This is a genomic window from Clostridium sp. SHJSY1, assembly GCF_031626875.1.
Taxonomy (GTDB): domain Bacteria; phylum Bacillota; class Clostridia; order Clostridiales; family Clostridiaceae; genus Clostridium.
Window position 1 is genome coordinate 1 of sequence record NZ_JANDMF010000026.1, and the last position, 18,646, is coordinate 18,646.

Annotated in this window: 15 protein-coding genes; 12 read left to right on the forward strand and 3 right to left on the reverse strand. The window is 29.7% G+C overall.

Going from position 1 to position 18,646, the window contains the following annotated elements:
- The first annotated feature begins 213 nt into the window (after positions 1-213).
- The 3 genes from NNC19_RS12385 (at position 214) to NNC19_RS12395 (ending at position 3,903) form a co-directional block, all read left to right on the forward strand.
- Positions 214-1,467 carry an aconitase/3-isopropylmalate dehydratase large subunit family protein gene (locus NNC19_RS12385; RefSeq protein ID WP_310938974.1) on the forward strand — a complete coding sequence of 418 codons (1,254 nt, stop codon included), beginning with the start codon at positions 214-216 and terminating at the stop codon, positions 1,465-1,467.
- 77 nt (positions 1,468-1,544) lie between these two features.
- Entirely contained in the window at positions 1,545-2,825 is a 1,281-nt protein-coding gene (locus tag NNC19_RS12390; protein WP_310938975.1) for a 2-hydroxycarboxylate transporter family protein, read from the forward strand.
- 88 nt (positions 2,826-2,913) lie between these two features.
- Complete coding sequence (locus NNC19_RS12395) at positions 2,914-3,903, forward strand: NAD(P)-dependent oxidoreductase (RefSeq protein ID WP_310938976.1); 990 nt, start codon at positions 2,914-2,916, stop codon at positions 3,901-3,903.
- A gap of 61 nt (positions 3,904-3,964) precedes the next feature.
- Here the strand turns inward: NNC19_RS12395 and NNC19_RS12400 are convergent, their stop codons facing one another.
- Positions 3,965-4,519 (reverse strand): XRE family transcriptional regulator, encoded by a 555-nt coding sequence (locus NNC19_RS12400; protein ID WP_310938977.1) that lies wholly within the window; start codon positions 4,517-4,519, stop codon positions 3,965-3,967.
- A 129-nt stretch (positions 4,520-4,648) separates the two neighbouring features.
- Here NNC19_RS12400 and NNC19_RS12405 point away from each other — a divergent pair, with 129 nt between their 5' ends.
- Positions 4,649-5,554, forward strand: coding sequence for an AEC family transporter (locus NNC19_RS12405; protein ID WP_310938978.1), 906 nt, complete (start codon positions 4,649-4,651; stop codon positions 5,552-5,554).
- Between the two features lie 72 nt (positions 5,555-5,626).
- Here the strand turns inward: NNC19_RS12405 and NNC19_RS12410 are convergent, their stop codons facing one another.
- Positions 5,627-7,177 carry a nitrite/sulfite reductase gene (locus NNC19_RS12410; protein WP_310938979.1) on the reverse strand — a complete coding sequence of 517 codons (1,551 nt, stop codon included), beginning with the start codon at positions 7,175-7,177 and terminating at the stop codon, positions 5,627-5,629.
- A 539-nt stretch (positions 7,178-7,716) separates the two neighbouring features.
- Between NNC19_RS12410 and NNC19_RS12415 the strand changes: the two genes are divergently transcribed.
- The 8 genes from NNC19_RS12415 (at position 7,717) to pckA (ending at position 17,480) form a co-directional block, all read left to right on the forward strand.
- The gene (locus NNC19_RS12415) at positions 7,717-8,379 is read left to right on the forward strand and encodes a SprT family zinc-dependent metalloprotease (protein ID WP_310938980.1); all 663 of its coding nucleotides are present in this window, start codon (positions 7,717-7,719) and stop codon (positions 8,377-8,379) included.
- Positions 8,380-8,649: 270 nt separating this feature from the next.
- Positions 8,650-9,639: an ABC transporter substrate-binding protein gene (locus NNC19_RS12420; protein WP_310938981.1), complete on the forward strand. Its 990-nt coding sequence runs from the start codon at positions 8,650-8,652 to the stop codon at positions 9,637-9,639.
- Complete coding sequence (locus NNC19_RS12425) at positions 9,639-10,541, forward strand: ABC transporter permease subunit (protein ID WP_310938982.1); 903 nt, start codon at positions 9,639-9,641, stop codon at positions 10,539-10,541. The genes NNC19_RS12420 and NNC19_RS12425 overlap by 1 nt, the downstream gene beginning before the upstream one ends.
- Positions 10,507-11,301: an ATP-binding cassette domain-containing protein gene (locus NNC19_RS12430; protein ID WP_310938983.1), complete on the forward strand. Its 795-nt coding sequence runs from the start codon at positions 10,507-10,509 to the stop codon at positions 11,299-11,301. Before NNC19_RS12425 ends, NNC19_RS12430 begins: the two co-directional genes overlap by 35 nt.
- Before the next feature lie 299 nt (positions 11,302-11,600).
- A complete protein-coding gene (locus NNC19_RS12435) occupies positions 11,601-12,875 on the forward strand; it encodes a replication-associated recombination protein A (RefSeq protein ID WP_310938984.1) in 1,275 nt (424 codons plus the stop codon).
- 187 nt (positions 12,876-13,062) lie between these two features.
- Positions 13,063-13,935, forward strand: coding sequence for a triphosphoribosyl-dephospho-CoA synthase CitG (gene citG, locus NNC19_RS12440; protein ID WP_310938985.1), 873 nt, complete (start codon positions 13,063-13,065; stop codon positions 13,933-13,935).
- A 564-nt stretch (positions 13,936-14,499) separates the two neighbouring features.
- Positions 14,500-15,843, forward strand: a complete 1,344-nt coding sequence (locus NNC19_RS12445) for a 2-hydroxycarboxylate transporter family protein (RefSeq protein WP_310938986.1) — start codon at positions 14,500-14,502, stop codon at positions 15,841-15,843.
- Positions 15,844-15,902: 59 nt separating this feature from the next.
- Complete coding sequence (gene pckA, locus NNC19_RS12450; protein WP_310938987.1) at positions 15,903-17,480, forward strand: phosphoenolpyruvate carboxykinase (ATP); 1,578 nt, start codon at positions 15,903-15,905, stop codon at positions 17,478-17,480.
- Between the two features lie 127 nt (positions 17,481-17,607).
- Here pckA and NNC19_RS12455 read toward each other — a convergent pair whose 3' ends face one another.
- Positions 17,608-18,597, reverse strand: a complete 990-nt coding sequence (locus NNC19_RS12455; RefSeq protein ID WP_310938988.1) for a sugar-binding transcriptional regulator — start codon at positions 18,595-18,597, stop codon at positions 17,608-17,610.
- Between the last annotated feature and the right edge of the window lie 49 nt (positions 18,598-18,646).

The following is an 18,646-nucleotide window of genomic DNA, read 5'->3' on the forward strand; positions in this document are numbered from 1 at the left end:
TAACAAGGATTTATCATAAATGTTTTTTTATTTTATTCAGCTGTAAAATTATTCAAGCATTTTTGCACTATTATAGTGTGTAAGAATAAATAGGAAAGAATTTCCAATAAAAAAGATACCAGAGAATCTATTCAAAATAGTTGAAGATGGTGGACTCGCTGAAAGTACTAAAAAAAGAAATATCATGCTAAAAAGCCAGGAGGTGAAATAAAAATGGGATATACTATGGTTGAAAAAATTCTTATGAAAAATTCAGGAGTAAAGCATGTTGAAGTTGGTGATATTGTAATTACAAAGCCAGATATGTTTATGGTACATGATATTTACACTTGTTATCTTTGGGATGCATTAATTGAAATGGAAACAGAGAAAATAGATAATCCAGATAAAGTAACTATTATTTTTGATCATTGCATGCCAACAGCTGTACCAGGAAATGATTCTCATCATTATTATGCTGGCTTAAATCTTAGTGAAAAATATGGAATATCAAAATTACATATTGGTGAAGGTATATGCCATACAATAATGCATGAGCAACGTTATGCAAAACCAGGAACTGTAGTAACAGCAACAGATAGTCATACAACAACTTATGGAGGGGCAGGATGTTTCTGTACAGGAATAGGTACAACTGAAATGGCAGCTGCACTTACAACTGGAGAACTATGGTTTAAGGTACCAGAAGCTATTAAAATTGTTCTAAAAGGAAAATTGCCTAAAGGAGTATATTCAAAAGATATAATAGAAAAAATTCTTGGAGATATACGTTCAGATGGAGCTCAATATAAATCATTAGAATTTACAGGCCCTGCTATTAAAGAATTAAGCATGGCTGCAAGATTTACTGTAGCAAATATGGGATTAGAAGCAGGAGCAAAATGTGCTTTATTTATTGCTGATGAAAAAACTGCAGAATATTACGATATGGATTTAAATGAAATTGATTGGATTACACCTGATGAAGACGCAAAATATGAGAAGGTATTAATTTATGATTTAAGTGAATTAGAGCCACATTTATCATGTCCTCAAGGAGTAGATAATGTACATTCAATTGAAGAAGTAAAAGGAACAAAAGTTAATGAAGTATATCTTGGTTCATGTACAAATGGAGATTTAGAAGATTTAGCTATAGCAGCTGAAATCTTAAAAGGGAAAAAAGTTGCTCCATATGTTAAATTTATTGTAGTTCCAGCAACTAATAGAGTATTTAAAGAAGCAATTAAGCTTGGATATATAAGAACATTCATTGAAGCAGGTGGTGTAATTTCACATCCAGCTTGTGGTTTATGTTGTGGAATGCCTTATGGATTACTTACTGATGATGAAGTAATTCTAAGTACTGCAAATAGAAACTTCATTGGAAGAATGGGGACAAAGAAATCGTTAATATATCTTGGTTCACCAGCAGTTGCAGCAGTGTCTGCATTAACAGGTGTAATAACAGATCCTAGAAACAAATAGAAAAAGTTCATCAATAAGTTAATTAGTAAAAAAACATATTGATGAACTAAAATAAATTATCATATGAGGTGGACATTATGAAAAAAGAAATAAGAATAGGTAACTTACCACTTAAGTATTATATTCCATTTGCTGCCATAATTTTAATAGCAACTTATACAGGAACTTTGAACAAAGATATTGTTGGAGCAACTGCATTTTTATTAACAACTGGTTGGTTATTTTCATACATTGGTGGAATTATCCCTATATTCGGAAGTTTTATGGGGGGAGCTGTACTATTACCACTTTTTGCTGGTTCTGCATTAGTGTATTATAATTTAATACCTAAATATGTAGTAACAAGTATTTCAGGGTTAATGTCTTCAGGTTCAGTAAATATATTTATTGCTGCAATTGTAGTAGGTTCCATATTAAGTATGGATCGTAAGATGCTAATTTCCGTAACATTGAGATTATTACCAATCATTATTGGATCATTAATATTTGCATTTGGATTCATTTATTTAGGAACGGTAATTACTGGAAAATCTCTTTTAGATGGAATCTTTATGACTGGATTACCAAACTATACTGGTGGGTCATCAGGGGCATTAGTTGTTATTCCAACAATATATAGTGAAATCTTTAATCAACCAGCTGGAGTATATTCAGGAAAGTTAATAGTGTTTATGAATATTTCTAATTTAATTTGTGTTATCTTATCAGGATTATTGAACAAGTTAGGTAAGAAATATCCTAGTTTAACTGGTAATGGAACCTTAATTAAAGGACAAGAAAATGTAATTGAAACAAAAGAAAAAATATCTCATGATATGGAAAAGGATATAACTAAATTGGGAACAGGATTAATTATTTCAGTTGTATTTTTGATTTTTGGAAATATAATGCAAGCACTTGTACCTCAACTTAATTTCATTGCTTGGGCAGCTGTTTTAGTTATTATTGTTAAAGCTACTGGTTTCTTAAGTGAGGATATATGTCTTGCTAGCGGATATTGGCAAGGTTTTGTAATTAAAGTTTTTCTACCATTTCTTATTACTGGAGTAGGTATATCATCTTTAGATTTAGGACAGCTTGCTTCTTACTTCACAATTAGTAATTTTATTATTATACTTTTTGGAGTAATTGGTGCAATGTTAGGATCTTTAATCGTAGGAAGATTATTTAAATTATATCCAATAGATGCAATGATTGTAATTGGTGCAAATATGGGAACAGTAGGTGGTAGTGGAGCTGTTGCAACATTATCTACAGCAGAACGTATGGAAATGATGCCATTTTCTATAATAGCTAACCGTATAGGTGGAGCGATAATTGTAGTTGTAATAAGCTTATTAATACCATATTTTATTTAATATTATTAGACGGGTTATTATGGCTTAAAAAGTGAATTTTTTAACAAAGTACATATAATAAAAAAAGATGAAAGGGGAGAAATCAAAAATGGGTAAAATTATTATATATAATGCAAGAGAAGATGAAAAAGGATTTATAAAAAAATATAAGGAAGTTTATAATTTAGATATCCAATACATAGATGAAGAATTAAATATTGAGACAGCTATAAAAGCTAAAGGTGCTGAGGCAGTTACTGTACCAGGAAGCAATATTGTTGACAGTGCATCACTTAAAGTTCTAAGTGAAAATGGTATTAAATTTTTGGCAGTAAGGAGTGCAGGATATAATAATATTGATGCTGAAGCTGCAAAAGAATATGGAATTCGTTTTTCAAATGTAAGTTACTCATCAAATAGTGTAGCAGATTTTACAACTATGCTAATCTTAATGTGTGTAAGAAAAGTAAAACAAATTATGGAACGTAATGATGTGCAAGATTATACTTTAGCAGGTATTCAAGGAAAAGAAATGAGAAACTTGACTATTGGTATTATTGGGACAGGTAAAATAGGGGCTACAGTTGCAAGAAATCTTTCGGGATTTAATTGCAAAATAATAGCTTATGATGTTTACGAAAATGATGAACTTAGAGATGTATTAGAATATGTTTCTTTAGATAAACTTTTTGAGAAAAGTGATGTAATTACATTACATGCACCATTATTTGAAAGTAATTTTCATATGATTAATAGAGAAAGTATACAAAAAATGAAGGATGGTGTTTGTATAGTTAATTGTGGAAGAGGTCCACTAATTGATACAGAGGCTTTAATTGAAGGAATTGAATCAGGTAAGATTGGATCTGCAGGGTTAGATGTTATAGAAGGTGAATTAAGCGTTTTTCATACAGACCATCGTTTCAATATTTTAAACAATCACAATATCTCAATACTAAGGGCATTTCCAAATGTAATTATTACTCCACATGCAGCATTTTATACAGATCAGGCTGTGAGTGATATGGTAGAAAATGCATTGAAATCTCTTGAATCATTTATGAATACAGGAAATAGTCCTTGGGAAATCAAAGAATAAATAAAATATTAAGAGCACATAATCTGAACAATTATGTGCTCTTAATATTTTTATAAAAAATCTAAGGATGTCTATAAACTATTAGATTTGCTTTGATGAGAGTATCTCCAGAATTGTAGTAAATATGAGGCTTATCAGCTCTAAATCTAATAGAATTATCAGTATCTATTATGTATTTTTCATTATCTACTTCTATGGTGATCTCACCTTGGAATACAGTTAAAAATTCTTGAGTACCTTCAATATGTGCAGCACTGCTTAAATGACCACCTTTTTCTATTTCTAATGTATAAAGTTCAAAACATCGTCCATCTTCATATGGGAAAAATGGATAAAGTCTATATCTCCCATTATCCTCTCTTAATGGATTAATGTCACTTTTATTCATGACAATTGTATTAGCTTTTGGTGTAGTTATAAGTGTAGTTATTTGAATTTTTAAGCCATAAGCAAGTTTACTTAGTGTAGTAATTGTTGGATTTGATTTTCCTCTTTCAATTTGTGCAAGCATACTTTTGCTTATATCGGTTAATTCAGATAATTTATCAAGGCTCAATTTTTTTTCTTCACGAATTCTTTTTAGATTAGTTGCAATCAATGGATTTAAATCTTCCAAAAAAATTCTCCTTTCCTTATGTTCAATATATTGGACAAAATGTACTATATGTACTATAGTATACTTATGGGTATATTATATCATACTGCAAATTATATAGTAAAAAAATAAATAAGGGAGGGTAATATTTTGAATATTACAGTTTTAAATCAGGTTATAATAATTACACTTATGATGATTATAGGAGTTTTTTTGAGAAAGAAGAAAGTAATTACAAATGAGGTTAATAAGGCTTTTTCTAATATTTTAATGAATTTGACATTACCTTTTATGATAATTTACTCTTTTAATTTTGAATTTTCCATGGAAATGTTTAAAAAAGCTATAATGATATTTTTCTATTCAGTTGGAATACATATTTTGTTAATAATTTTAAGTAAATTAGCGTATTTTAGATTTGAGAATTCTAAGAAAAATGCATTTAAATTTGCAACTATTTTCTCTAATTGTGGATTTGTAGGATATCCTATAGTTCAAGGAATATTTGGAAATGTTGGAGTTTTCTATACTTCTATTTTTACAATCCCATTTAATATTTTTATGTGGTCATATGGAGTAGTTCTATTTACTGGTGAAAGTGATATTAAGAGTATAAAGAAAAATCTAATTAATCCGCCACTTTTATGTACTCTTTTGGGTGTAATAATATTTATTTTTTCAATAAAACTGCCAGGAGCTTTACTTAGTACAATAGGAAGCATAGGTAATATGACAACACCAATTTCTATGTTTATAGTAGGGTCAATGCTTGCTGATGTCAAATTGAAAGATGTGTTTAAGGGCTTAGATATCTATTATCTAAATTTTATAAAATTAATAGTAGCACCAATTATAGTTTGTATAATACTTAAAGTTTTGAATGTTGATGAAACACTTCTATATATATGTGTGATTATGGTTGCAATGCCAACAGCAAGTCTAATAGGTGTTTTTTCAGAAAAATATAATGGTGATAATTTAACTGCTTCAAAATGTGCTTTTTTAACCACAGTTTTTTCTATAATCACTATACCTGTTATTATGTCTATAGTGTAAGTTAAAAAAGAACCTATAGAATAGCATAGTTTATATGCTTACTCTATAGGGATGGTCATTTATAAAATTATATTATTTTGCATATTTAGTCACTAGTTCAGAAAATTCATCTTCATGTGATGTTATAAAATCATAAAAAGCAATATCTTTGTTGTCTAAAAACAATGCTAACTCATATAAAAATTTAGGAATTTCACGTGCTAATAAATCACCATAAACTTTTCCGAGTCTTGCATTATTATTTTCATATGAACCATTAATATGAAGTTCAAATGCATCTTCTACAACATCATTTATTCTTTTACGCTTTCCAGTGAACCCAATACTACCTACTTCATGAACTCCACATGAATTACCACAACCTGATATATGAACTTTTGGCAATATATCCTTAGTAAAGCCTTTTTCTTTGAAATAATTGATTATTTCATTTAAAGTTTTTTGACTTTCTAGAATTCCTACTTGGCATATTGGAACTCCGATACAAGATACACTTTGTTCTAAAGCAGTTTCTCCACCAAGTCCTTGTGTAATATCAAGTAAGGTTTTAGCTTCATTACCATTTAAGTTTCTAAAATAAAGACCTTCTGTCATAGTAAGTCTTATTTCTAAATCCTCAACCGATTTTAAAATATCTAAAATTTTTCTCAAATCTTTAATGTACACTTGTCCACCAGTTGGGTGTAAGTACACACTATATAAACCAGCTTGTTTTTGCTCATATAGTCTTGAGTGTTTTAAGTTTATTTCTTTACCTTCTTTAGTGTGCTCTTTAGGAGTAACTACTAAATCTAAATTTTCTTTATTTATAACTTCTTCTAAATGCTTTTTATATGTTTCAATAAATGTTTCTTTACCCATTCTTTCTATTATATATCTTATTCTAGCTTTGTTTCTATTTTCATAATCACCTTCAGCTATAAATAGATTTGTAATAGCTTCTACATGGTATAAAACCTTACTTGGCTCTATTAGTTCATCATATTCTACAGCAACTTTAGGGTTTCTACCAAGACCACCAGCTAAGTAAACTTTAAAGTATTCTTTGTTATTCTTAATAGTAGCTAAGAAGCCTAAGTCAGCAATAGTAGCATGACCATTGTCTGAATCACTACTTGAGAAAGATACCTTTAGTTTTCTAGGTAATTTATATGATGTCATTTTGCTTAAGAAATGCTTATTTACTGCTAGTGCATATTCAGTCACATCAAAAGCCTCAGATCTATCAACTCCAGAAAGAGGAGATAAAGAAACATTTCTAGGATAGTTTCCGCCACCACCTCTAGAATATATATCATTTTCGATTCCATCTTTCATTAATGAGCAAATGTCATCTATGGATAAAGTATGGAATTGAACTGCTTCTCTTGTTGTTAAATGTATTTTATCTAATTTATATTTTTCAGCTGTATCACATAACCAATTCATTTGAGATATGCTTGATATACCTGAAGGAATTCTAAGTCTTATCATGAATTCTTTTTTACTACGTTCAGAATATACTCCCATTCCACCAGATGTTTTTTTGAAGTCTGCTACAGAAACTTCTTCCTTTAAAAATTTATGACCTAATTCTCTGAAATCTTCTATTTCATTTAATAAATTCTGCTTTAAATTTCTCAAAATACTACCTCCCTAATAATATGTTTATTCTATTATAACATAAATCGATATGTTTAGTATGTTTAATCTCTCTAAAAAAAGGACAGCAGTCCTAATAATAAAAGGACTAAAGATATCTATTATTTTTAGTTAAAAAAGTTATAATTAAATCATGGTTATAATCCTCTTGCTTCTAGTAAGTTTACCACATAGCTTATGTTTAGTTTCCCACCTAAATGAAGCAAGTAATGTTTTTTGCCATTGCAGTATATATGAAGGAAGTCATCTCAAAAGAGGTGGCTTCTTTTCCATTGCCACAATAAAAAAAGGGGACTATAGTCCTAAAAATAAAGGGACTAAAGATATCTATTAATTTTGTATCAAAAAGATATAATAAAAGCATGGGTACTACCTCTTGCTTCAAGTAAGTTTAGCCCATGACTTACGTTTAGTTTCCCACCTATATGGAGCAAGTAATATTTTTTATCGTTTGCAGTATATATATAAAAGCCGTCTCGAAAGAGATGGCTTTTATATGTTATAATTTTATAGGTGATTTAATGAGTAATATAATATATAAAGTCTATCGTACAAAAAGAAAATCAAGTTTAATCTCTATAGATGAAAATGGAGAGATAACAATTAAGGTTCCAATAGGCACAAGTGATAAACAAATAGAGGAGTTAGTTCAAAGAAAAAATGAATGGATTAAATCCAAATTGATTTTAGTAAATAGCAGAAAAAAGTTGAATTCAGATGAGATAATGTACTTAGGACAAATATATAAAGTTAAAGTTATGCTTCAACCAAATATAAAGAAAGAATCTGTTGACTTTAATGAAAAAATCTTTTATGTTAATGCTTGTGAAAGTGAAAGAGCAGAAAAGGTTTTAGAAAAGAAATTCAGAGAAGATTGCAAAGAAATTATTTTAAAGAAAATAGAAATATATCAACAGTATTTTGAGAAATCTCCAAAAGAAATTAAGGTTAAAGAACAAAAAGCAAGATGGGGAAGTTGCACTTATGATAATAGGATATTCTTTAATTGGAAACTTATTATGGGAAGAGAGTCAGCTTTGGAATATGTAGTTGTTCATGAAATGTGTCATATGGTACATAAAAATCATTCTAAGGAATATTGGTCTTTAGTAAAAAAAATAATGCCTCACTATGAAGAAGAACATCTTTGGTTAAAAAATAATGGATATCTTATGAAGTTATAAGATATCCATTATTTTTTTATTCATTGAATTAATTATTATTTAAAATACAACATATTTTTTTATGAAAAATAAGAATTGTTAATAGAACATTTACATCAGTGATAAATTATGATAATATATAGTAAATTATTTTTAATGTTTTAACAATATTCTTGAAACTTTGATACTTTGATATAAAAAGGCTGATTTTAAAATCATTGTGTTAATTAATGGGTTTTGAGAAAAGAAGTACAGTAGGAGAAAGATATTAATATTTGGAGGATGGTAAGAATGGTAGGAAAAAAGAAGATAGCTATGATGCTTTGTGGTGTTCTAGCTTTAACGGCTTTAGCAGGATGTGGAACATCAAAAAAGGATGGTGTGAAGAAGATAGGAGTACTTCAGCTTATTCAGCACAATGCACTTGATGAAGCTAACAGAGGATTTGTAGATGGGCTTAAAGAAAAAGGCTATGAAGATGGGAAAAATATAGAGATAGAGCAACAAAATGCTCAAGGTAAAATAGATGTTGCACAACAATTAGCAGGTCAGTTTGCAAGTAGTAAAAAAGATTTAATATTTGCTATAGCAACACCATCAGCACAAGCAGCTATGAATGCAACAAAAAATATTCCAATAGTATTTTCAGCAGTAACAGATCCTGTAGATGCAGGGCTTGCAAAAGATTTGAAAAGTTCAGGATATAATACAACAGGAACATCTGATAAGGTTGATATAGATGAACAGTTAAAATTGTTTAAAGAATTAGTTCCATCAGCTAAAAATATGGGAGTTATATATACCACTTCAGAAATAAATTCAGTAAATCAAGTTAAAGAATTAAAAGAATTAGCACCAAAGTATGGATTAGAAATCAAAGAAATCGGTGTTGCTAATATTAATGAAATAAATCAAAATTTATCTAATGCAGTAAGTTCAATAGATTCTTTATATGCACCAACAGATAATAATGTTGCAGCTTCTTATCCATTAGTAGGAGATATTTGTATGAAAAACAATATACCTTGTATAGGTGCAGAACCAGCAATAGTTCAGCATGGTGGCCTAGTATCTAAGGGAATAGATTACTATGAACTTGGTAAAATGTCAGGATATAAAGCAGCAGAAATATTAGATGGAAAGAATCCTAAGGAAATAGAGATTGAACCTATGAAAGAACTTGCATTAACAATAAATACAGATGTTGCAAAGAAATTAAATATAAAAATACCAGATGATATGGATAAATCAGCTAAAAAGGTAACTGGAGGGGTTAACTAGTGGATTTAGCAATAAATATATTAGAACAAGCTTCTTTATTTGCTTTAGTAGCTATGGGGGTATATATTACTTATAAGATATTGGATTTTCCTGATCTTTCAGTAGAAGGAAGTTATCCTTTAGGAGCTAGTATAGCTGCTATTTTGCTAGTAAATGGTGTTAATCCATGGATAGCTACTTTGGCTTCAATGCTTGGAGGAGGAGTTGCAGGATTTATAACAGCATTTTTGCATGTAAAGCTAAAGATTACTAACCTAATGTCTGGAATACTGGTTATGATGGGATTGTACTCGATAAATTTAACTATTATGGGAAAATCCAATATACCATTATTAAGTACAAGTCATTTATTTAAAAGTAATGTATCACCATTGGTAATAGCTTTAGGGATTTTAATAGTATTTAAGATATTACAAGATTTATTTATGAAAACAAAATTAGGATTTTTGCTATTTGCAGTAGGTGATAATGAGCAAGTAGTAACAACTTTAGGAGTAAATAAGGGAAATATAAAAATATTAGGACTTGTGGTGAGCAATGCATTAGTTTCTTTAGCTGGAGCACTTACATGTCAATATCAAGGATATGCTGATGTTGGTATGGGTACAGGTGTTGTAGTAAAAGGACTTGCATGTGTAATTATTGGGACATCACTACTTGGAAGAATTTCTTTTATAAAGTCAACTTCACAAGCTATAATTGGAACAGTTATATATTATACAGCTATTTCTTTAGCATTAAAGGTTGGACTAAATCCAAACCTATTAAATTTACTAACAGCAATTGTTATTGTAATTGCATTAACTAGTGAATCAAATCTTTTCAAAGCTAAAGGAAAATCTAAAGCAAAGGGTGGTGAAGTAGATAATGCTAAAAGTAAATCAACTATCCAAAGTATTTAATCCAAATACAATAAATGAAAATAAAGTTTTTGATGGTCTTTCCTTATCTGTTAATAAAGGAGATTTTGTAGCTATTATAGGTTCTAATGGAGCTGGAAAGTCCACTCTTTTAAATATGATTTCTGGAACTATTGAGGGAGATAGTGGAGATATATTAATTGATGGAAATGATGTTTCAAAAAAGCCTGAGTATCTAAGAGCAAAGGATATAGGAAGGGTGTTTCAAAATCCATCAGTAGGAGTTTCGCCTAAGATGACTATACTTGAAAATCTATCACTAGCAGATAATAAAGGAAAGAGATTTGGCTTAACCCTTGGTATAAATAAAAAAAGAGTAGATTATTATAAGGAATTATTAAAGGAAGTAGATTTAGGTCTTGAAGATAAATTATATAATAAGGTAGAACTTTTATCAGGAGGGCAAAGACAAGCGTTGACTCTTTTGATGGCAGTTATGTCTAATCCAAAGTTGTTGCTATTAGATGAACATACTGCAGCTCTTGATCCTAAGACTTCTGAGAAGATAATGGATATTACAAATAAGATTGTTAAAGAAAGAGGCATTACTACTTTAATGGTTACACACAATCTTAAACATGCTATGGAATCAGGAAATAGATTATTTATGATGCATAGAGGACAAATAGTTATAGATGTTCAAGGTAAAGATAAAGAAGAATTAACAACAGATAAGCTTTTTGGGTTATTCGAAAAAGTAAATGTAAAAGATGACTTAAGTGATAGAACATTATTTGGCTAACTTCATTAATTTATATAGATAAAAAACATGTCAGCACTATGGTAGATACTTTTAATATCTACCATAGTTTCTTTTTGTGGTAAAATAAACTATATTATTTGAATTGAGAATAAAAAATTTATTAACCTTTTTGAAATAGAAATTAGAGTTCAGAAATTCTGTAAGAATTTCGCCAATTATTTTCAACTCTCAGTAACTTTAAGGGAGGAATATATATGTAAATATTCTTGAGAATATATATTCTTAAGAATATGCTTGAATTTTAGTAATTAATAATTTTAGAAAGAAGAGGTAAGGTAATGTATACGCCATTAGCAGAGAAATTAAGACCAACTAAGCTTTCAGAGGTTTGTGGGCAAAAGCATATATTAGGGTCTAATAAGATATTAGATAGAATTCTAAAGAGCAAGGCTATAAGTAATATGATATTTTATGGGCCTCCGGGAATAGGAAAGACTACTGTAGCTAATATAATAGCAAAGTCTGCAAATAAACAGTTTTATAAGTTAAATGCTACTAATGCTTCTCTTAAGGACATACAAGATATATGTAAAGAATTAGATACTTTCATGGGAAGGAATGGGGTGTTGCTTTATCTAGATGAAATACAAAATTTTAATAAAAAGCAACAACAATCTTTACTAGAATATATAGAAGATGGAAGAATAACACTAATAGCATCAACTACAGAAAATCCATATCACTATGTATTTAAAGCACTTTTAAGTAGATCTACCATATTTGAATTTAAGCCACTTAGTGAAGAGGATGTAAAAGAAGCCCTGGTAAGAGCTATAGATATTCAAAAAGAAGGTTTTAAAGAAACAACTTTAGAAGTAGACAAAGAAGCCCTAGATTATTTTGCAGCAGCATCTAATGGGGATGTTAGAAAAGCTATAAATGGATTAGAAGTTGCACTGAATTCAACTAATCCAGATAATAATGGAGTAGTCAATATAAGTCTTGAAGTGGCAAAGGAGAGTACTCAAACAAAGGTAGTACAATATGATCTTAATGGAGATAGTCATTATGATATTTTAAGCGCATTACAAAAATCTATAAGAGGAAGTGATCCAGATGCAGCTGTTCACTATTTAGCAAGACTTATTAAAGCTGGGGATCTTATATCAATTTGTAGGAGACTTCAAGTGATAGCAGCAGAAGATATTGGCCTTGCATATCCTCAAGCAGCTTCTATAGTAAAATCATTGATGGATTCAGCAAGAGAATTAGGTTTCCCAGAAGCTAGAATACCACTAGCTGAAGCTACAATACTTCTTGCTACTTCACCAAAATCAAATTCTGCAATTGTAGCAATAGATGCAGCTTTAGCTGATTTAGATAGAATGGCTATAGATGATATACCAATTCATTTGAAAGATGCTCATTATAGTGGAGCAAAATCATTAGGAAGAGGGGTTACTTATAAGTATCCACATAGTTATGAAAATCATTATGTAGAGCAGCAGTATTTACCTAATAATATTAAGAATAAAACTTATTATGAATATGGAACCAATAAACTTGAGAGAGCAACTAAAGAATATTGGAATAAAATTAAACAAAATAAATAATATAGTGTAAAGTGGTATAAAATATAATACTTTATACTTAAAGAAGGTTATTTTACCTTCTCTTTTTTTGAAATAATTTATTAAAAATCATTATGTTTAAATTATTATATCTATGATACAATATTAAAGATTAATTGCTAAATTTTAGATATGAAGTTGCAATTACTAAAATTAAGGAGAAATAATAATGAGAAATGAAGATACATTTATGATAAACAACTTTTCTATGAAGATTAGTGAATTTGCTGTACAAGCTATGATTTATGAAGTGGCTTGTTATCCGTCTCCAGGGTTAGTTTCGCCAGTATCAAAAGGTGCGCATAATGATATGGATTTTTTTACTTTTATTGATAGTATATCAGTCTTGAATAAATATTTTATGATTTTTGTGCAAGAAGGATTTTCAGATAGAAGTTATAAAGAAATTTTTGAACGTGTTAGAATTATAGGGATTGAAGCAGAAAAAGATATGTTTATCAAAACAAAAGGAGTAAATACTCATAAAGGAATGCTTTTCTTAATTGGTATAATCTGTGCTGCTATTGGAAAAGCATTTAATGAAAAAAAGAATTTTGATGAGATAAAATATATTATACAGTATATGGCAAAAGGAATAGTAGATACAGAACTTACATCATTGAAAAATAAAAGTGAATTAAGTCATGGCGAAGCGTTATATATTAAATACAATATTCAAGGCATAAGAGGGGAAGTAGAAAGGGGAATCCCAACAGTTTTTGATTTTTCTTTAGATTTATATAAACAGAGTAAAGATTTAAGTATTAATGATAGGCTAATACATACGCTTATTGGCATAATGCAAATATGTGATGATTCTACAATAATACATAGACATTCAATTGAAGTTTTAGAAGAGGTTAAAGAAAGATCAAAAGAAATAATTTCTTTTGGTGGAATGAAAAGTGAAATGGGTAGGAGAAAAATAAATAGTTTATGTAGTGAATTTATCAAAAGAAACATAAGTCCAGGTGGAAGTGCTGATTTATTAGGAGTGACAGTCTTTTTAGATTTGGTTGAAGAATATATGAGAAAAATGTAAAATTGAGTTTAGATATTTTGAAAGGTATAGGCATTTGGTTTAATATTTTTGTAATTATAATATTAAGCTAAATGCTTATACCTTTATTTTTGATTGTAAATATTTTTCGTAGAATGAAAATTGAAAAAGGCACTTCAATTGGAGATATGCTTAGTTTTATAGAGAGGTATAAGTATGAGACAATCAAATGTTAAAATCAAAAACAAATGATTTCAAATAGAGATAAAAGAGAAATAAAAAAATACGATTACATAAGAGAAAAAATCGAATGATGAGTTTTGTAAAAGAGAAAAAGTAAAAAAATATAAAAGTTTCTAAAACATTTGTTTAATTTATTAACAAATGTTTTGACATAATATAAAAAAGATGGTAATATTACTTTGTAAATTAAAAGGAGCAATGAAGTGAATAGTTATTGAAAAAGGCTCTTTTAACTTTGATAAGGTATACCTAAATTCAAGGAAAACGTTTAAATGAAAATATGACATTAAATGTTGTGAAAAATTAATAGAATTGAGCTATTAGAAGAAAATGGCTCTTGGATAATATGTAGGAGGAAAATTGATGGATAATACAAGTGTTGTGAAAAATACAGATGTTATATCAACAGTTAAAAAAATTTTTGGTTATAAAATTGCTTTTATGCCTTTGGGGGTATATCTACTTTTGTTGGTTATTGTTACAGGATTGCTTCAAAAACAAATATATCCTAATGATATGATTGGATCAGTAGCTATAATGGTGCTTTATGGTTATGGATGTGCAGAAATTGGACAAAGAATACCTTTGCTAAAGAATGTTGGGGGTAAAGTTATAATGGCAACTTTCTTGCCTTCATACTTGCTTTATGCAAATATTATTCCAAAGCAAGCTAGTGACGCTGTTATTGACTTTATGGAAAACACTAATTTTTTATATGTTTTTATTGCATGCATTATAGTTGGTAGTATATGCAGTATGAATAGACAAGTTCTTATTAAAGCTTTTTTTAAGATGTTTGTGCCACTTGTTGCTAGTGCTATTGCAGCAACTGTAGTGGGAGTTGCTGTAGGAACATTGCTTGGAATTGGACCTTATAAAACATATTTCTTTATAGTTGCTCCAATTATGGCAGGAGGTGTTGGAGAAGGTGCGCTTCCGTTATCTATGGGATATGCTTCTGTTTTGGGGCAAGAGCAAAATGCTTTATTTGCATCAGTTCTTCCTTGTGTAATGTTAGGGAGTTTAATTGCTATTATTTATGCAGGTATATTAAAACGTATAGGTGAAAAATATCCTCAGTTTTCAGGTAATGGTTCATTATTGAAATCTGGAGATTCTGATGTATTGGAAGCAGCAAAAGCAGGAAATGAAGCTAAAAAAGAAATAAAAATTGATTTGACAAAAATGGCAGCAACTGGTGTATTAGCTTTTGGACTTTATTTGTTTGGAGTATATGTAAATTCTATAATTGGATTGCCAGCACCTATTGTTATGCTATTATCTGTTGTAATTGCAAAAGCAGCAGGGATTATTCCTGACAGTATTGAAAAAGGTGGGTTTGCACTTTTTAAATTTATAACAACAGCTGTTACTGTGCCGTTATTACTTGGAGTGGGTATTGCTAAAACGCCATGGGAAAATCTTGTTGCTGTTATTACTAATCCAAAATATCTAATAGTGATAGTGTGCACAGTTACAACAGTAGTAGTGACAGGTTGGTTTGTAGGTAAAGTGTTAAATATGTATCCGGTTGAAGCAGCTATGGTAACATCTTGCAATAGTGGACAAGGTGGAACTGGAGATATAGCAATACTTACATCGGGTAATAGATTGGAACTTCTTCCGTTTGCTCAAGTGGCTACAAGGCTTGGAGGTGCAGCTACAGTTACTATTGCTATTGCATTATTGAGAATGATTAATGGTTAATTAAAAAACAGGAAAAATATTTTGCGAAATGTAATTTTGACAAAGAGGAGTATTATCTTATGAATATAAATTTGGATTATTTAAAAATTGAAGGATATAATAATTTATACAGAAATGCAAGTGTGGCAGATTTGATTAAAAGCGCTATTAATAGAGGGGAAGGAATTCTTTCTGACAAAGGAGCTTTGGTAGTTAATACAGGAAAGTATACAGGAAGATCTCCTAAAGATAGGTTCATTGTAAATGATGATAATACAAGGGAGATTGTAAATTGGGGAAAAGGATGTTTGCCTATAGAAAAAGAAGTTTTTGATAAACTTTATGATAAAGTAATGAAATATATGAAACAAAAAGATTTGTTTGTATTCGATGGTTTTGTTGGAGCTTCAGATAAATACGCAATGCCTATAAGAGTGATATGTGAATGTGCTTACCAGGCTGTGTTTTCAACACAAATGTTTAGAAGACTTGAAGAAGAAAAGCTCGAAAATCATTCTCCAGAATTTAATATAATTTCAGTTCCTGGATTTAAAGCTGATGGAAAGGAAGATGGAATAAATTCTGAAGCGTTTATATTAATAAATTTTTCTGAAAAAATAATACTCATAGGTGGTACTGCTTATTCAGGTGAAATAAAAAAATCTGTATTTTCAGCAATGAATTTCTTGTTACCTCAAAAAGAAGTGTTGCCTATGCACTGCTCAGCTAATAAGGGTGAAGATGGACAAACAGTAGTGTTTTTCGGATTGTCAGGTACTGGCAAAACAACTTTGTCTACAGATTCAGAAAGAAAACTTATAGGTGATGATGAACATGGTTGGTGTGATGAAGGAGTATTCAATTTTGAAGGCGGATGTTATGCTAAAACTATAGGGCTTGATAAAGAAAAAGAAAAAGAAATATATAATGCAATAAAGTTTGGAGCTGTACTTGAAAATATTGTAATAGATAAAAATGGAGTGCCAGATTATAATGACTCAAGTTTGACTGAAAATACAAGAACAGCTTATCCTATAGAACATATAGAGAATATTGAAGTTAGTGGAAGTGGGGAAAATCCAAGTAAAATAATCTTTTTGACAGCAGATGCATTTGGGATTATGCCTCCTGTAAGTAAATTATCTAAAGAAGCTGCTATGTATCATTTTATGTCTGGATATACAAGTAAAGTAGCTGGTACTGAAAGGGGCATAACAGAACCAGAAACTACATTTTCAGCCTGTTTTGGTGAACCGTTTATGCTTTTAAATCCAGTTGTATATACTGAAATGCTTGGTGAAAAAATAAATAAATATAATACAGAGGTATATCTTGTGAATACGGGCTGGATAGGTGGAGCGTATGGTAATGGAAGTAGAATTAATTTGAAATATACAAGAGCTATGGTTAGAGGAATAATTTCAGGAGAACTTAGTGAAGTGGAATATTATCAGCATTCTATATTTAATTTGATGATACCAAAACAATGTTCTGGTGTTCCTAATGAAATTTTAAATCCAAGAGAATTATGGGAAGATAAAAATGAATATGATAAGAAAGCTATAGAATTAGCAGAAAAATTTGAGGAGAATTTTGAAAAGTTTAATAATGTACCAAAAGAAATTTTAGAAGCAGGATTGAATAAAGTTTGCATATAAAATTGATGTAAGTTATGGTTTAAAATAGACTAAATCAAGTGAAATAAAAAAGAACATATAAACAGAGAAGTTGATGAAGAATATGATTTCATTAGTTTCTCTGTTTTTTATGTGCTTTAATGAAAAATTAATTGTTGCTATTAATTTGTGCTAGGGATAAAACTTTTGAAGCGGTATCGTCATCAGTGATAAGTACATTGATGTATTTGCCTCTAAGTGCACCTAAAATCGCTTCAGCTTTAAATTTTCCAGCAGCTACACCTATTACATAATTAGTAGCACGTATTGTGTCCAAATCTATGCCTACAATTTTTGAATTAACATCGATAACAGCTTCTTGACCAGAATTGTCATATAAACGAGCAAACGCACAACCTACAGCTTTTGAAGTGAGTGAATTGTTATTGTGTTGTTCAGAGAACACATATTTTGACCATAATGTAGAAGCGAATGCAGCATCTACGGTTCCTATACCTGTGAGTATTATATCAGCTTTGTTAGCCAAAAAAAGAGTGTCGTTAATAACTGGTTCTTGCATTAATGCTTTTCTGGCGTAGTCATTATCTATGTATAAAGGAGCATAAAGGTATTTATATTTTCCTCCATAAGAATTTGCAAATTTACGTATAAGCTCTGGTGAATCAATTGAAGGATCATCTTTGGCTGCAGCTCCCATAACTTGAACTACTGTTATTGGTAACTTGTTCTTGGGCTTAAGACGTTTAACTACATTAGAGATGGTTTTTCCCCAAAGAACTCCAATTATTGAGTTTTCTGTTATTATTGAATCTAAGTATTCTGCTCCTAGTTTTGCAAGTGATGACAAAGTTTCTTCAAGTGGAAGAGATTTGTTATCTAAAACAATGACGTGCTTTAAATCAAAATTATCTTTTAATAAATTTTCTAGTTTATTTATTCTAGTATGGGGTTTGTTTATAGTTATTTCAACAACATTTTGGTTACGAGCTTCTTGTAATAGTTTGGAAATTTTAAAACGTGAAGTTGAAAATTTATTTGCTATTTCAGATTGAGTCATATTTAATTCATAGTACATATTGGAGAGTTCTGCGAGAAAATTTAATTTTTCTGTTTCGTTCATCTTTTCATAATCGTACATAAAATACCGTTGCCAAAAACTTATAAAAATCTATAAATCTTGTTTAATT

Coding starts and splice junctions, on each gene's coding strand:
- NNC19_RS12445 (WP_310938986.1), top strand. CDS start 14,500: ATGGATAATACAAGTGTTGTGAAAAATACAGATGTTATATCAACAGTT.
- NNC19_RS12395 (WP_310938976.1), top strand. CDS start 2,914: ATGGGTAAAATTATTATATATAATGCAAGAGAAGATGAAAAAGGATTT.
- NNC19_RS12385 (WP_310938974.1), top strand. CDS start 214: ATGGGATATACTATGGTTGAAAAAATTCTTATGAAAAATTCAGGAGTA.
- pckA (WP_310938987.1), top strand. CDS start 15,903: ATGAATATAAATTTGGATTATTTAAAAATTGAAGGATATAATAATTTA.
- NNC19_RS12430 (WP_310938983.1), top strand. CDS start 10,507: ATGCTAAAAGTAAATCAACTATCCAAAGTATTTAATCCAAATACAATA.
- citG (WP_310938985.1), top strand. CDS start 13,063: ATGAGAAATGAAGATACATTTATGATAAACAACTTTTCTATGAAGATT.
- NNC19_RS12420 (WP_310938981.1), top strand. CDS start 8,650: ATGGTAGGAAAAAAGAAGATAGCTATGATGCTTTGTGGTGTTCTAGCT.
- NNC19_RS12435 (WP_310938984.1), top strand. CDS start 11,601: ATGTATACGCCATTAGCAGAGAAATTAAGACCAACTAAGCTTTCAGAG.
- NNC19_RS12415 (WP_310938980.1), top strand. CDS start 7,717: ATGAGTAATATAATATATAAAGTCTATCGTACAAAAAGAAAATCAAGT.
- NNC19_RS12390 (WP_310938975.1), top strand. CDS start 1,545: ATGAAAAAAGAAATAAGAATAGGTAACTTACCACTTAAGTATTATATT.
- NNC19_RS12455 (WP_310938988.1), bottom strand. CDS start 18,597: ATGTACGATTATGAAAAGATGAACGAAACAGAAAAATTAAATTTTCTC.